This window comes from Anaeromyxobacter soli (genome assembly GCF_022808855.1).
GTDB lineage: Bacteria > Myxococcota > Myxococcia > Myxococcales > Anaeromyxobacteraceae > Anaeromyxobacter > Anaeromyxobacter soli.
Genome location: NZ_JAKZLF010000008.1, coordinates 106,051 through 120,871, shown reverse-complemented (window position 1 = coordinate 120,871; position 14,821 = coordinate 106,051). Strand labels below are relative to the sequence as shown.

The 14,821-nt window shown below is 74.8% G+C and carries 15 protein-coding genes; all 15 read right to left on the bottom strand.

Going from position 1 to position 14,821, the window contains the following annotated elements; all coding sequences use genetic code 11:
• Nucleotides 1-32: 32 nt before the first annotated feature.
• Entirely contained in the window at nucleotides 33-2,600 is a 2,568-nt protein-coding gene (locus MLV88_RS08380) for a hypothetical protein (RefSeq protein ID WP_242360685.1), read from the bottom strand.
• Nucleotides 2,597-3,901: a YncE family protein gene (locus tag MLV88_RS08375; RefSeq protein ID WP_242360687.1), complete on the bottom strand. Its 1,305-nt coding sequence runs from the start codon at nucleotides 3,899-3,901 to the stop codon at nucleotides 2,597-2,599. Before MLV88_RS08375 ends, MLV88_RS08380 begins: the two co-directional genes overlap by 4 nt.
• A 53-nt stretch (nucleotides 3,902-3,954) precedes the next feature.
• Nucleotides 3,955-6,051 (bottom strand): glycine--tRNA ligase subunit beta, encoded by a 2,097-nt coding sequence (gene glyS / locus MLV88_RS08370; protein ID WP_242360689.1) that lies wholly within the window; start codon nucleotides 6,049-6,051, stop codon nucleotides 3,955-3,957.
• A 35-nt stretch (nucleotides 6,052-6,086) separates the two neighbouring features.
• Nucleotides 6,087-7,070 carry a glycine--tRNA ligase subunit alpha gene (locus MLV88_RS08365; protein ID WP_242341159.1) on the bottom strand — a complete coding sequence of 328 codons (984 nt, stop codon included), beginning with the start codon at nucleotides 7,068-7,070 and terminating at the stop codon, nucleotides 6,087-6,089.
• Between the two features lie 82 nt (nucleotides 7,071-7,152).
• On the bottom strand, nucleotides 7,153-8,103 hold the full coding sequence (locus MLV88_RS08360) for a carbohydrate kinase family protein (RefSeq protein ID WP_242341158.1): 951 nt from the start codon (nucleotides 8,101-8,103) through the stop codon (nucleotides 7,153-7,155).
• Nucleotides 8,104-8,106: 3 nt separating this feature from the next.
• Nucleotides 8,107-8,877 (bottom strand): DNA repair protein RecO, encoded by a 771-nt coding sequence (gene recO / locus MLV88_RS08355; protein WP_243337280.1) that lies wholly within the window; start codon nucleotides 8,875-8,877, stop codon nucleotides 8,107-8,109.
• A 57-nt stretch (nucleotides 8,878-8,934) separates the two neighbouring features.
• Entirely contained in the window at nucleotides 8,935-9,363 is a 429-nt protein-coding gene (locus MLV88_RS08350) for a helix-turn-helix domain-containing protein (protein ID WP_242339367.1), read from the bottom strand.
• 3 nt (nucleotides 9,364-9,366) lie between these two features.
• A complete protein-coding gene (locus MLV88_RS08345) occupies nucleotides 9,367-10,119 on the bottom strand; it encodes a tetratricopeptide repeat protein (RefSeq protein ID WP_242339369.1) in 753 nt (250 codons plus the stop codon).
• Nucleotides 10,119-10,607 (bottom strand): hypothetical protein, encoded by a 489-nt coding sequence (locus MLV88_RS08340; protein WP_242339371.1) that lies wholly within the window; start codon nucleotides 10,605-10,607, stop codon nucleotides 10,119-10,121. Before MLV88_RS08340 ends, MLV88_RS08345 begins: the two co-directional genes overlap by 1 nt.
• A gap of 11 nt (nucleotides 10,608-10,618) precedes the next feature.
• The gene (locus tag MLV88_RS08335) at nucleotides 10,619-11,248 is read right to left on the bottom strand and encodes a hypothetical protein (protein ID WP_242339373.1); all 630 of its coding nucleotides are present in this window, start codon (nucleotides 11,246-11,248) and stop codon (nucleotides 10,619-10,621) included.
• A 50-nt stretch (nucleotides 11,249-11,298) separates the two neighbouring features.
• On the bottom strand, nucleotides 11,299-11,931 hold the full coding sequence (locus MLV88_RS08330; RefSeq protein ID WP_242339375.1) for a radical SAM protein: 633 nt from the start codon (nucleotides 11,929-11,931) through the stop codon (nucleotides 11,299-11,301).
• A gap of 50 nt (nucleotides 11,932-11,981) precedes the next feature.
• The gene (locus MLV88_RS08325; protein ID WP_242339377.1) at nucleotides 11,982-12,680 is read right to left on the bottom strand and encodes a lytic transglycosylase domain-containing protein; all 699 of its coding nucleotides are present in this window, start codon (nucleotides 12,678-12,680) and stop codon (nucleotides 11,982-11,984) included.
• The gene (locus tag MLV88_RS08320) at nucleotides 12,677-13,012 is read right to left on the bottom strand and encodes a phasin family protein (protein ID WP_242355690.1); all 336 of its coding nucleotides are present in this window, start codon (nucleotides 13,010-13,012) and stop codon (nucleotides 12,677-12,679) included. The genes MLV88_RS08325 and MLV88_RS08320 overlap by 4 nt, the downstream gene beginning before the upstream one ends.
• A gap of 2 nt (nucleotides 13,013-13,014) precedes the next feature.
• A complete protein-coding gene (locus tag MLV88_RS08315; RefSeq protein ID WP_242339381.1) occupies nucleotides 13,015-13,479 on the bottom strand; it encodes a hypothetical protein in 465 nt (154 codons plus the stop codon).
• A gap of 193 nt (nucleotides 13,480-13,672) precedes the next feature.
• A complete protein-coding gene (locus MLV88_RS08310) occupies nucleotides 13,673-14,764 on the bottom strand; it encodes a quinone-dependent dihydroorotate dehydrogenase (RefSeq protein WP_242339383.1) in 1,092 nt (363 codons plus the stop codon).
• Between the last annotated feature and the right edge of the window lie 57 nt (nucleotides 14,765-14,821).

Here is a 14,821-nt window from a genome sequence, read left to right as displayed (position 1 = left end):
CCCGCGAGGCCCCCCGTCGCGCGCCGCCGAGCTCATCGGATCACCTTGATGGTGTTCACCGGCTCGCTCGGGCTGAAGTCGAGCACGAAGTCGTTCGCGTACGGGACGAGGAACCGGTAGCCCTCGGTGAGGAGACGCTTCCGGGTGTCCGCGGAGAGGCCGGCCTCGCCGGCGATGGCGCTGCGATCGAAGCTCGAGACGGCGAGCGGCAGGACCGCGGCCGTCGAGGTCGGGGAGGTCGGCCCGCGGGAGCTCGGGGCGATCCCGCTGACGGTGACGGCGGAGGTCTGCAGGAGCCGCAGCTGGCTCCAGAGCGTGTGGTCGTCCGCGGGGAAGACCTCCCCCTCCGCCACCGAGCCGTGATAGCCGACCTTGAAGGAGATGACGGGCCCGTTCGCCCGCGGGAACGGATAGAGCGCCGCGGGCCAGGCCTGGTAGCACTCCAGGTCGTCGCCAGGGGCGGCCTCGGTGCCGTGACACTGGTCGGACACGTGGTAGATGCGGCGCGCCTTGCGAGCCAGCACCAGCCGCTCGCAGACGAGCCGGCACGCGGCGTCGCAGGTGCTGAAACCGGCGGGCGGGGTCCGCCAGTCGGCCGGCCAGGGCAGGAGCGGGCACTGCGCCGCGAGGGCGTCCTCGTCCTCGTACTGCAGCGCGAAGTCGGGCGTGGTGGCGACGTCCGCCGCCGGCACGAGCTCCGGCCGCCCGGCGTAGCCGCTCGCGGTCCCGGTCAGCATGAGCCCCGAGGCGCGCACGCGGGCCTGGACGCCGACGGCCCCTGCGCGGAGCGCCTGGAGGCACGCGGGCCAGTCGCGCCACGGGCCGACCGAGCCGTCCGTGTTCACCTTGGGTCGCGGGTCGTCGAGCGGCTCGAGCGCGAGCGCGCCGCCCGGGTAGGCGTCGGCGGGCGGCAGGAGCTCCGTCACCCGGGCCTCGATGGCGGCGTCGCTGGGACAGCCCGCGACGGCGGGGGCGTAGATCTCGGCGAGGTCCCCCACCCGCACGGCGAACGTGGGGTCGTAGACGCGCACCACCTCGGTGAACGGCGTGGCGCCCGAGCCGGTCACCGGGACCTGCATGGCGACCCAGGTCCCGCCGCCGGCCGTGGCGCCGGTCTGGCCGCGGTGCGCCTCGAGCCCCGGGAGCAGCCCCTGGAACGAGACCACCCAGGTCTCGCTGCCAGTGAACCCGGGCGTCACGTGCACGCCCTTCTGGATCTCGGTGGTGTCGTACCCGAGCTTCCAGGTCTCGCCGTCGAGGAACCAGATGCCGAAGATGCGCGGGTGGTCCTCGCCCTCCACCGTCGTTCCGAGCGCGAGGCCGGTCGTGACGCGCGTCTTGGTCTTCGCGCGGATGATCGACAGGTCGTTCGGGACGGCGTACCGGCCCAGATCGGCGTAGTAGATCCGCCCGTTCGCGGACGGGATCGCCGCGACGGCGGTCGTGGCGCGGCGCCCGGTGCCGGGCGCGATCTTCATGAACCCGCTCGGGAAGAGGGCCTCCTCGCCCGGCGGCGGCGTGGCGGGAGGCTCCGCGACGGCCAGCCCGAGCGGGAACTCCGGCAGCGTGATCGGCGCCAGGTACGGCATGAGGCCGGCGTAGTCCGGAACGATGCCGCCGGTCGCCGGATCGATGACCGCGATGCCGCAGCCGATGCGGTGGTTCGGCCCGCAGCGCGTCGGATCGACCACGGCGTAGACGCGATCCACGGCCGTGGCCTGGAACTCGCTGGTGTCGTCGTAGAAGGCGCCGTAGATGGCCGAGGGCCACTCCGTGAGCCGCTCCTGCAGGCGCGCCGCGGCCACGAACCGCGTCGGCGCGCGGGCGTCGAGCGCGCGGATCGTCCAGTCGGCGGGCGCACCTGCCACCGTGATCTCGGCGACGCCCTCCACCGCGCCGATCGGATCGGGGGACGCGGCGTACAGGTGGAGCGGGTCGTGGGGGTTCATCGCGAGCGAGACGACGTCGAACGGAGCGCCGCCGGCGTCGAGGGAGCGCACCGAGGCCTCTCCGCGCACGATCCCCGGGCCGTCCGCTGCCCGCGAGTACTCGACGATCGCCAGCCGGGCGCCGGTGAGAGCGGCGACGACGCGGACGCGGCCCGGGGTCCGGCCGGGAGGGCTGGCGCCGTCCGGCACCGGGATCGCGGCGAGGGCCACGATCGCGGCGCCGGGCGCGAGCGCGGCGAGGTCGGCCTCGTCCACGATGCGGGCCGACGCGTTCCAGGTCTCGACGAGCTGCAGCGCCGGCACCGCGGCCGACGCGACGACGAGGAGGTCCGCCTTCGCGGCGTCCCCGGTGCCGTCCCAGAGCGACGACGCGGCGAGCAGCGTGGGGCGCGGATCCGGAACCGGCACGGCGAGCGAGCGGACGATGACGGGCGCGAGGACCGGCGCGTCGTCCACCGCGTCGACGAGGGTCAGGTCCGAGCGCGCGGCGTTCGCGATGGCGAAGTACGGGTGCAGCCCGGCGTTCTTGGGCGTGAAGCCGTTGTACGCCACCACCGACGACGGCCCCGAGAGCCCGACGCCGATGGAGGTGCTGCTCTTTCCGCACGCGGCCAGGGCCGCGAGCGCGAGGAAGGCCAGCCGTCTCTTCACGGCGTCACCCCGATCCGGTCCTCGACGCGCGGGTCCGCCGCGGTCCACGGCGCGTCGAGCGGGATGTCGATGGGCGTCACGAACCCGTCCTTGAAGGAGGAGACGAACAGGCGCGCCTTGGCCCCGTCGTCGCGGACGGCGAGGCCGAACGGCTGCCGCCCGAACAGCGGGATCCCGGTGTGGGGATCGCGCCCGATCACGCGCACGAGCGCGCCCTGCTCGTCGTCGTAGATCCAGAGGAGCCCGTCGTCGGAGGCGGTGACCGCGACGAGATCGCCCATCCCCGGCCTCGGCGGCAGCACCTTCACCTCGTTCGCGCCGAGCCCCACGTCGTAGATCCCGACGACGCGTGGCTGGAGGCCGGACCGCTCCTCGACGAGGTCGATGACGAGGAGCACGCCTCCCACGTCGAACCCCGGACGCCCCCCGATCGCGCCGGCGAGATCGGCGTTGTAGACGCGCGCCGCGACGTACGCGCGGCGCGTCCGGCCGTCCTGCGGGTTCGACAGCGCCATGCCGCGCGCCTCGACTCCGCGGAGGAACACCGCGAGGTCCATGCCGAACACCGGGCAGCCGCCCTCCGAGACGGCCGCGTCGATCGCGCAGTCGCCCGCCAGGTCGAGCCAGCGGAACGGCGCGGTCGTGCCGCTCTCGATGGCGGTGAAGAAGAGCCGGTCGGTCTGCGCGTCGTAGGCGAAGCTGCGCACCGGCCCGAGCCCGACGTCCCGGTTGCGGGTGGCGCCGGTCCGGAGGTCTACCTCGGAGATCTGGCCGCGGCTCCCCGGCGTGCGCAGGAAGCCGACGTACGCGCGCGCCCGCGGCTCGCCGCCGGCGACGGCGGGCGGGCGGCACACGGCGAGGACGCCGTACGCGTCCGCCACGTCGCTGCGCAGCGGCAGGCGGCACCCGGCGCCGCAGGACAGCTCGCCGCCGGCGCCGACGCCGATGCGATAGAGCGCGTTCCCCTCGCGCGCGGGGACGAGCGCGAGCGACTCGGGTAGCCCGCAGGCCGCTGCGTCGGCGACGGAGAGCTCCCCCGCGAAGCTGGCGATGCGGACGCCCTTCCCGAAGGTGCTCGGGGACGCCTGCACGTCGACCGGGATGACGCTCCCGCCGTCGTCGAGCCCGTAGGCGAGCTCGAAGTTGGAGGAGACGACGAGCAGGTCGCTCCCCGACATCCCGAGGGCGATGGGCGCGCTGAACCGGTCGAGCGGAGCCGGGTCGGCGGACGGCGGGGTGCCGCAGGCTGCCAGCGCTGCGGCGGCGGCGGCGAGGAGCGCGTTTCTGACGTGGGCGGGCACGGGTGAGCGCGAACCGTAGCCGCGGGGTCGGGAGCCGGTCAAGGTCGGGATGCTCACGCCTGGGCCGGCGCCTCGGCCTGGATCTTCCGGAAGTCTGCGACGCCGGAGAAGAGCGCCGCGACCCGCCGCATGAGCCCGAGCCGGTTCGCGCGGACCTGCGGATCCTCCGCCATGACGAGCACGTCGTCGAAGAACCGCGCGACCGCGGGCTCGAGCTCGGCGACGTTCCGCAGCACGCCCGGGTAGTCGCGGGTCGTACGGAGAGTCGCAGCCTCCGCCTCGACGCGCTCGAGCTCCGCCAGCAGGTGGCGCTCGGCCTCCTCGCGCAGGAGGTGGGGATCCACCGCCGCCCCCGTCCCGCCCCCGGCCTTCTCCTGGATGTTCGCGACGCGCTTGAACGCCAGCGCGAGCGGCACGAAGTCGGGCCGCGCCTTCACCTGCGCGAGCGCCTCGAGGCGCCGGCGCGCGTCCACCACGTCGTCGAAGCCCGCGGCGAGCACCGCGTCCACGAGGTCGCCGTCGAGCTCGTCGCTCCACAGCGCGCGCAGCCGCCCGCGGACGAAGTCGAGCACCTGCTCCGCGATCACGGCACGATCGGCCGCGAGGCTCACCCCCGCGAGCGCGTCGAGCGTCTGCTCGACCGCCGCGGAGAGCGACAGGTGATACCCGCGGGCGAGCAGGATGCGGAGGATGCCGATGGTGGCGCGGCGCAGGCCGAACGGGTCGGCGGCGCCGGTGGCCTTCTCGCCCACGCCGACGATCCCGACGAGCGAGTGGAGCCGGTCCGCGATCGCGACGAGCGCGCCGACGTCGCCCCGGGGCATCTCTCCCGAGGCCCCCACCGGCCGGTAGTGATCCTCGATCGCGTCCGCGATCTCCGGCTTCAGGCCCTCGAGCCGGGCGTAGTGGCCGCCCATGACCCCCTGCAGCTCGGGGAACTCGCCGACCATGCCGGTGGTGAGGTCGGTCTTGGCGAGCCGCGCGGCCTCGACCACGTCGGGCACGAGGTCCTCCCGGTCGACGGCCTTGGCGAGCGCGCTCGCGATCGCCACGATGCGGTCGGTGCGCGCGAGCTCGCTCCCGAGCCGCGCCTGGAACGTGCGCCGCCCGAGGTCCTCGATGCGATCGCGCAGGGGCCGGCGCTTGTCCTCCTCGAAGAAGAACCGGGCGTCCGCGAGCCGCGCGCGCAGCACGCGCTCGTAGCCGTGGCGGGCGACCTTCGGGTCCCTCACCGGCGTGCCGGAGATCGCGACGAACCGGTTCTTGAGCCGGCCCTTCCCGTCCACCACCGCGAAGTAGCGCTGGTGGTTCCGCATCTCGGAGACGACCACCTCGGGCGGCAGGTCGAGGTTCGACCGCTCGAACTCGCCCGCGACGCCGGTCGGGTGCTCGACGAGGTACAGCACCTGCTCGACGAGCGGCTCGTCCGGCCGGATCTTGCCCCCGGCCGCCTTGGCGGCCTTCGCGAGCTCGAGCTCGAGGACCGCGCGCCGCTCGACCGGATCGGCGAGGACCTTCGCCCGGCGGAGCTTCGCGACGTAGTCCTCCGGGGTCCCCGCGAGCGCGATCGCCTTGGGCGCGGCGAAGCGGTGCCCGAACGTCACCTTCCCGGAGACGATCTCGCCGTGGCGGACCTTCAGCGGCCGGCCGCCGTAGAGCGCGACCATCCAGCGGATCGGGCGCGCGAAGGTCGCGTCGTCGAAGCGCGAGCGCATCGCCTTCCTGAAGCGGAGGCCCGCGAGGAGCCGCTCGAGGAGCTCGGGCAGGACCTGCTCCGCCCTGCGCCCCTTCTCCACCTTCGTCACCGCGACCCGCTCGCCCTTCGGCGTCTGGGCCCGCTCGAGCTTCGACACCTCCACGCCCTGGCTCTTCGCGAACCCGAGCGCGGCCGGCGTGGGGTTGCCGCCCGCGTCGAACGCCTGGGCCACGGGCGGCCCGAACGCCTCCGTCTTGGCGTCGGTCTGGCGCTTCGCGACGTCGCGCGCCCACACGGCGAGCCGCCGCGGGGTGCCGACGGCCTTCACCTCGCCGTGGGAGAGCCGCGCGGCGTCGAGCGCCTTCGCGAGATCCTCCTCGAGCTGCTTGAGCGCCGGCGGCACGAAGCCCGCCGGGATCTCCTCCGCGCCGATCTCGAACAGAAGGTCCGCCATCTGGTGTCTCTCGTGGGGTAGGAGGTATCGGACCGTCAGGCCTGCCGCGGCCGCTCGTCTCGCGCCTGCGACCGCTCGCCCTGTGCCTGGCGGAGGGCCTCTCGCGCCTCTCGCGCGAGGCGCGCTGCCTCGACCGCCTTCTTCCGCTCCGCGGGCGGCAGGAGCGGGAACCCGAGCGCCTCGCGCGAGTCGAGGTAGCCCCGCGCGCACTCGTGGGCGAGCGCGCGGACGCGCCCGATGTACGCCGCCCGCTCCGTCACGCTGATCGCGCCGCGGGCGTCGAGGTTGTTGAACGTGTGCGAGCACTTGAGGCAGTAGTCGTACGCGGGCAGCGGGAGCTTCGCCGCGAGGAGCCGCTTGCACTCGGCCTCGTAGATGTCGAAGAGCCCGAAGAGCATCTTCGGATCCGCGACGCGGAACGAGTACTCGCTCATCTCCACCTCGTTCCGGTGGAAGACCTCGCGGTAGCGGACGCCCTTCACCCACTCGACGTCGAAGACGTTCTCGACGTCCTGCAGGTACATGGCGATGCGCTCGAGGCCGTAGGTGAGCTCCGCCGCCACCGGCCTCACCTCGAACCCGCCCGCCTGCTGGAAGTAGGTGTACTGGGTGATCTCCATCCCGTCGCACCAGACCTCCCAGCCGAGGCCCCAGGCGCCGAGCGTCGGGCTCTCCCAGTCGTCCTCGACGAAGCGGATGTCGTGCTCGAGGGGGTCGATCCCGATCGCCTTCAGCGAGCCGAGGTAGAGCTCCTGCACGTCGGGCGGGTTGGGCTTCAGGATGACCTGGAACTGATGGTGCTGGTACAGGCGGTTCGGGTTCTCGCCGAAGCGGCCGTCGGCCGGGCGGCGGGAGGGCTCGACGTACGCCACGTTCCAGGGCTCGGGCCCGAGCACGCGCAGGAAGGTCGCGGGGTTCATCGTCCCCGCCCCGACCTCCTGATCGTACCCCTGGGCGAGGATGCAGTTGCGGCCCGCCCAGTAGGTCTGGAGCTTCAAGATGAGGTCCTGGAAGTACACGCGCGCGCCTCCTCGACCGGCGCGCGTCGCGCGGCGGCCCCGTCACCGGAGCCGGCGACGGTAGGGCCGTAAGGGTGCGGTGTCAAACCGAAACATCGCCGGCGCGGGGGAGCCCGGCGACCGCGCCGACGCGGGTGCAGACGCGGCCGGCGACGCGGTTCGCGAACGCGACCGCCCGCTCCAGATCCGCGCGCGCCAGCGCCTCGATCGGGCCACGTCCGGCGATCGCCGCGAGGAGGCCGGCCACGAAGCCGTCGCCGGCGCCGGTGGTGTCGACCACCTCCACCGGCTCCGCCGGGACGTGGAAGAGGTCGTCCCCGCGCCGGACGAGCGCGCCGCGCTCGGCGAGGGTCACGCACGCGAGCGGGACCCCCAGCGAGGCGAGCCGCGCCGCCGCGCGGGCGGGGTCCCCCTCCCCCGTCACGAGCTCCGCCTCCTCCTCCGACACCTTCACGAGCGTGCATGCGGGCACCACGTCCGCGCAGAGGCGGCGGAGCGCGCCGAGATCGTCCCACAGGTGCGCGCGCACGTTCGGGTCGAACGAGACGGACAGGCCGAGCGAGCGCGCCGCGGCGACCGCCGCGCGCAGCGCCTCCTGTCCCTCGGGCAGGACGTGCGCGGAGGAGCCCACGTGCAGCCACGCGGCGCGCGAGAGGAGGCCGCGATCGACGTCGCCGGGGGCGACGAGCTTGTCCGCCGAGAAGCGCGCGTTCGGCGAGAAGAAGCTCCGCTCGCCGCGGGCGTCGAGGGCCACGAACCAGATGCCGGTCGGCCGCTCGCGGGTGAGCCGGAAGGCGCAGCGCACCCCCTCCTCCTCGAGCTTGCGGACGAGGAGCCTGCCGAAGGGATCGTCGCCGAGCACTCCCCGGAAGGCGACCCTCGCCCCGAGGCGCGCGAGCCCCGTCGCGACGTTCGCGGGGGCGCCGCCGGGGCAGGCCTCGAAGCGATCGCAGTCCTCGAGCCGCCCGCGCCGCTCCGGGAGGAAATCGACGAGCGCCTCGCCCAGGCAGACCACGTCGAGGTCGCGCTGCATGCGTCAGTCCCCGAGCAGCGGCCCGATCTCGTCGAGGAACCGGCGCGCCGCGAGGCGCCGGCCGAGGTGGTGCTCGATGAAGGCCGCGAGGGCGTCGCGCGCCTCCCGCCCGATCGCCGGCGAGAGCGCCGCCTCCGCCCCGCCGAGCCCGGCCGCCTGGAGCCGCGCGAGCGCGGCGGCGGCGCCGGCGGACAGCCAGGGGGCGCCGGGCGCGGCCTGCGGCGCGCACGCCGGACAGAGCGTCCCGCCCTGCGCCGGATCGAAGCGGACCCGGCCCTGCGCCGGGACCGGCCCGCCGCAGCTCGCGCACGCGTCGAGGCGCGGCATGAGCCCGGCGGCCCGGAGCGCGCCGAGCTCGAAGGCGCGCAGGGCCGCCGGCCGCGCCGGCGCGGCGTCGAGGGCGCCGAGGTACTCCAGGAGGAGGGCGAGGAGCTCGGCGTGCGGCTCGTGGTCCCGCACGAGCTCGCGCGCGAGCTCGGAGGCGTAGCCGGCGCAGGCGATGCGGGCGAGGTCGCCGCGGATCGCGCCGTGCGCGCGCAGGACCGCGACGGAGTCGAGCCCGAGCATGTCCGAGCCGGCCCGCTCCCGCGCCTCCGCGGCGACGAGCGTGAACGGCTCGAGCGCACCGCCGAACCTCCGGCGCGACGCGCGGGCCGCGCGCGCGAACGCGGACACCTTCCCCCGCTCGTGCGTGAGGAGCGTCACGATCCGGTCCGACTCGCCGTAGTCGACGGCGCGCAGGACGAGCGCGGTGAGCTTCAGCCGATCCGGCACGGAGGGACCGTAGCCCCTCACCGGGCTGGGCGCCAGGCCCGCCGGGCGCCGCGGCCGCTACCGCAGCAGGGCGATGGCCGCCGCGATCGCCGCGGCGAGCGCGACGGCGGCCGCCACCCAGGCGCCCGCGGGAACTCCCCGCGCGTCGCCGCGCGGGCCCGCCTCGGCGGAAGCGGCCGCCGCCTCCTCGTACCGGAGGACCACCTCGGTCGCGTCGAGGCCGGCCGCGATCGCGTAGCTGCGGAGGTAGCCGACCACGTACGCCCGCGGCGGCATGCGCGCCTCCTCGCCCGACTCGAGCGCCTCGACCACGCCGGGCGCGAGCTTCGTGGCGCGCGTGACCTCGTCGCGGGACAGGCCCCGCAGCTCGCGCTCCCGCGCGAGCCAGCGGCCGAACGCGGCGAGCCGCTCCTCGGCGGACGCGCCGGGGTCGTCGGTGGGGACGTCGGGAGGGGCGGCTCCGGTGGGGTCGACGGGATCGGTCACGGGCTACTCGCCGAGCAGGGTGAGGCTGCGGCGGCACTCCTCGCCGTCGGCGCTCGAGGGGGCGAGCTCGGCGCAGCGCTCGAACGCGGTGCGCGCGCCGGGGAGGTCGCCCGCGCGCATGCGGGCGAGGCCGAGCTGGAGGTGCGCGTCGGGGGTCTTCTCGCAGCTCCGCGCGTACGCGCCGAGCTCCTCGACGGCCTCGGTCATCTTGCCCTCCTCGAGGAAGATGCGCCCGAGGTCCCGGCGCCCCTTGCAGTAGGACGGCGCGAGCGAGAGGCACGCGCGGAGCTCGGCGTGCCCCTCCTCCCGGCGCCCCATCCGCCAGAGCGCCTGGCCCTTGTTGCAGCGCGCCACGTACGGCTCGCGGTAGGTCATGTCGCCGAGCGCGAGGTCGAACTCCCGCAGCGCCTCGTCGTAGCGGCCGGTGCGCGCGAGGAGCTGGCCGAGATCGTTGTGCGTCTCCGGGTACTCGGGCCGGAGCTCGAGCGCGCGGCGGTAGGCGCGCTCGGCCTCGTCGAGCCGGCCGAACCCGAAGTCGAGGACCAGCCCGCGGCCGCGGTGGGCCTCCGCAAAGCCGGGGTCGACCGCGAGCGCCGCGTCGTACTCGCGGAGCGCGTCGGGCGCCCGCCCGCCGCGGAACGCCTCCACCGCCAGGTCGTGGTGGATCTCGGCGGTGCGGCGCTGCTTGCCGCTCGGACGGTGAGCGCAGCCGAGCGCGGCCGCGGCGAGGAGGACGAGGGCGAGAGATCGGGTCATCAGAAGGACGCGAGCAGGCGGGCCACGCGGGCGGCGTCGGGCGCGGCGGAGGTCGCGCCGGGCGCCCCGGGCGAAGCGGAGGGCGCGGAGGCCGCGGGAGCGCGCGGCGGCGAGAACAGCGGGACGCGGCGGAGCACCTGCTCCTGCACGTCCGCGGCGAGGTTACGGAAGTTCAGGTTGTCGAGCATGAAGCCCATCGACTCGAGGAACTGCAGCCCCTCGAGCTCGATCTCGCGGTACTCGTCCGCGGTCGTGAGCTGCCGCCGCGAGGGGAGGTAGACGACGTTCTCGCCGGACTTCTGGAGGTGGAGCGCGACGTAGATCGAGAACGAGCCGTTCGGGTTGCGCAGCCCGCACAGGTGGGCGGAGACGGCCTGCGCCGCCTTGCCAGGGATCGACACCTGCGCCTGGTTGATGCTCTCCACCACCGCGACGATCTGCTCGCGCGTCGTCTGGACCCAGCTGAGGCTCGGCTCCGCAGTGAACACGTGGCCCCCTGTCAGCGCGCCACGAGGACGTGCTCCTCGGGTCGGTCCTCGAGGTCCGCCGCGCTGCGCGTCATCTCGAGGAGCGGGTTGTCGATCATCACGTGGTCGCCGCCGACGTTCCCCTCGCCGATGACCACCCTGAGCGCCACCTCGCGCGAGCCGGCGGGCTGGTCGCCCGGGCTCCGCCGCGTGGGCGCGAGCACGACGCGGTTCGCTCCGGGGCGCAGGTAGCGCGTGACCTCCATGACCACCTGCGGCTCGTTCGCCTTCACCTCCCGGATCCACTGAGCGTTGATGAAGATCGCGAGGTCGTACTGCGGGCCGGAGGGGGCCGGGTGCTCCGCCGCGAGGAAGTAGCGCCGGGTCACCCGCGCGGGCGCGCCGGCGGCGCCGGCCTCGGGGGCGGGGGGAGGCACGGCCGCGGCGGCCGGGGTCGTGGCCTCGCCGGCGACGCGCACCGTGTAGCCCTTCGCCTCGATGTGGACGTTCCCCTGCGCGTCGATGACGACCGTCGCGTTCTCGAAGCGCTGGCTCGTGACGCCGTCGATCGCGACGCCGTTCAGGGTGAGGGACGGCTCGGCGGCGGCAGGCGGCGCCGTCGCGAGCGCGGCCGCGGCGAGCGCGAGGGCGAAGGGACGCATCCGCAGACTTGTTAGCCCCGGCCCGCCGCCCAGGTCAAGAAAGCGCGCGCCTACACGCCGCGCGCGTCGGGACCCCAGATCACCTTGTGGATCTGGAGGGAGAGCCGGGCGTCGAGCCCGTCCTCGAGGATCCAGCGCGCGAGGTCCCGCGGCGCGACCTGGCCCCACGCCGGCGAGAACAGCAGCGCGGCCCGCCCCTCGAGCCGGTGCCGGCGCACGACCTCGACCGACCAGCGGTAGTCCGCCTCCGAGCAGACGACGAACTTCACCTCGTCGTGCGCGCGCAGCCGGTCGAGGTAGGCGAGGTCCCGCGCCTCCTCGCCCGAGCCGGGCGTCTTCACGTCCACGATGCGGATCGCCTCGGCCGGGAGCGCCTCGAGCGGCCGCTGCCCGTGCGTCTCCACGGCGACCTCGTACCCGCCCTCGAGGAGCGCGCGCGCGAGCTCGGGCAGCTCGCGCTGGAGCATCGGCTCGCCGCCGGTCAGGCACACGAAGCGCGTCGGGTAACGACCGAGCGCGGCGAGGATCTCCTGGCGCGTCATGTCGCGCCCGCCCTGGAACGCGTAGGTGGTGTCGCAGTAGCCGCAGCGCAGATCGCAGCCGGTGAAGCGGACGAACGCGCAGGGCCGCCCCGCTCGCGTCCCCTCCCCCTGGAGGCTGAAGAAGATCTCGTCGACCCGCATGGCGGGCCATCCTTAACCGTTCCGGGGCGGGAGGTCACGCCCGCGAGCGGCTACTCCGCGGCCACCGGGACGCGCGCCACGGCGAGCGGTGCGGCGGCGACGACGGCGGTCCCCCCGGCGCTGCGCCGCAGCTTCCGGTGCAGGGCCTGCACGCGGCGCGGGTAGGCGTGGAACCGCGCGGGGATCTCCCCCTCGCGCAGGTAGCCGAGGATCCGGTTCGGCCCGGCGTTGTAAGCCATGAGCGCGACCTCCTCGCGGCCGAACGCGTCGAGCAGCCGGCGGAGGTAGCGCACGCCCGCGACCACGTTGGCGGCCGGGTCGTGCAGGTCGAGGTGGAGGAGCCCGGCGCGCTGGAGCTCGCGGCGCATCGTGGGCTCGCGGAGCTGCATGAGCCCCCGGGCGCCCGCGCCGGAGAGCGCGCGCGGGTCGAACGACGACTCGACCTCGATGAGCGCGAGGACCAGCAGCGGGTCGATGCGGGCTGCCTGCGCCTCCGCCACGATGGTCCGGGCGAGCGCGCCGCGGCGGTCCGCGCCGAGGGACGGCATCTCGGCCCCGAGCTGCCGCTCGATCCGCCCGACCGCGGACCCGACGGCGTCGCAGCCCAAAAGGCACGCCGCCGGCCCCGGCTCGGCGGGCAGGAGCTGCCGCGGCCCCTCCGCGAGCTCGCCCGGGAACGCGACCGCGGCGGCCGCGAGGCCGACCGCGATCGCGGCTCCGACGAGCCCGTGGAGGCGCGGCGGGGTCACGGCGCGCTCTTCTCCTTCTCCTGGGCGAGCGCCTCCACCCGCGCGGCGATGGCCTCGAGCCGCTTCTCGAGCTGGTCGAGATCCTCGCGCGAGGGGACGCGGAACCGGCTCGTGGCGCGGCGAATCGCGTCGTCGAGGGTCCGCTCGACCTCCCGTCGCTGGGCGACGAGCCGCTCGCCGAACTCGCGCGCGTGGCGCCGGACGTCCTCGGGCGAGAAGCCCGCCACGTCGGCGACGCGCGCGAACACCTTCTCGGCCTCCTGCTCGGCGGCGTTGACGCCGGCGAGCGCGTGGGACCAGGCGTCCTTGAAGATCTCCTGCAGGTCCGGCATCCCTAAGTCCCCTCGGGCGACTTCGCCCGCCTGGCGCGGCGCGCGCCCTTCTTCTCGAAGCGCTTCGCGAGCTTCTCGAGCTCGCGCGAGAGCTCCTGGACCTCGTCGCGCGTCGCGACGCCGAGGAACTGCACCGCGCGCGACTGCAGGTCGAGCATCCGCTCCAGCGCCTCCGACCGGAACGACTCGGCCCGGTCGCGCCACTCGGCGGCGCGCTCGGCGCCCTGGTCGCGCAGCTTCTCGAGCCGCTGCCTCACCTCGGGCAGCGAGAAGTCCTGCCGCGACAGGCGGTGAACGATCTCCTCGATGTCCTTCCTTCCGGCGCGGCCCCGGACCACCAGGTCCTTGAGAACCCGCTGCGCCTCCTCCTCGATGAGCCCGATGCGCGCCTGCGCCGCGACGAGCGGCTCTCGCAGGAACTCCGGCACCTTCAGCTTCCCGTTGTCCGTCTTCTGAGCTTCGGTCATTGGTCGTCCTCCTGGGCGGTCGGTGGGTTCCAGGGAGCAGGCAAACCCCCGCGACAGCATCCAGGTAACGCGTCGCGTCAGCACACGTCAAACGACCCAGTCGGTGCTCCGGACCGATCGACCCTACATGTGTGGCCCCTCTCCTGCCAGGGGAAATTGCCCCTGGAGGGTCGGCACCACACCTAGGGATAGGTCAGACGCTCGCCCGCTCGCCCGGCCCGTGGTCGGCGCCGACGGCCTCCGCGACGGAGCGGAAGCCGTCTCGCGCGAGGAGCTTCGCGAGCCCGTCGTTCAGCCGGCGCACGAAGCCGGGCCCGCCGTAAACGAGGCCCGTGTAGACCTGCACGAGCGCCGCCCCCGCCCGGATCTTCGCGTACGCGTCCTCGGCGCTCATCACGCCGCCCGCGCCCACGATGGGGACCCGCCCCGCCGCGCGCGCATAGCAGCGCCGGACGACGGTCGTCGCGAGCGGCCCGAGCGGCGCCCCCGAGAGCCCGCCCGCCTCGGTGGCGCGCGGGTGGCGCTCGACGCCCGCGCGGGAGAGGGTCGTGTTCGTCGCCACGATCCCGGACACGCCCGCCTCGATGGCCACGTCCACCGCCTCGTCGAGCGCGGTGGGCGAGAGGTCCGGCGCGAGCTTCACGAGGAGCGGCTTCCCGGGCGCGAGCTCGCGCAGGCGCCCCACGCACGCGCGCAGCAGCGCGTCGAGCTGCTCGCGCTCCTGGAGCTGGCGGAGGCCGGGCGTGTTCGGAGACGAGATGTTGACGACGAGGTAGTCGGCGTGGGCGTGGAGCCGCTCGATGCAGGCGAGGTAGTCCGCCGCGGCGTCCTCGTTCGGCGTCGTCTTGTTCTTGCCGACGTTCACGCCGACCGGCCCCATCCGCGCGACGGGGGGCACGCGGGCGAGCCGCCGCGCACACTCCTCGGCGCCGGCGTTGTTGAACCCCATGCGGTTGATGAGGGCGCGGTGCTCGACGAGGCGGAACAGGCGCGGCGGCTCGTTCCCCGGCTGCGGGCGCGGGGTGATGGTGCCGATCTCGACGTGCGAGAAGCCGAGCGCGAAGAGCCCCGCGATCGACGCGTCGCCCTTGTCGAAGCCGGCGGCGAGGCCGATCGGGCCGTCGAACTCGAGGCCGAGGCAGGAGACGTGCAGCTCGGGGGGAACCTTCGGCCGGCGGAGGCGCGCGAGCCCGGGCGTCACCCGGTGAAGCGCGGCGTGCGCGAGCCGGTGGGCTTGCTCAGGATCGAGGTGGAACAGGGTCCAGCGCAGGGCGGGCCAGATCATCCGGGGGGCGAGAGATACTCGATGGCGGGAGAGGATGCGAGCGCCTTCCCACGCCGT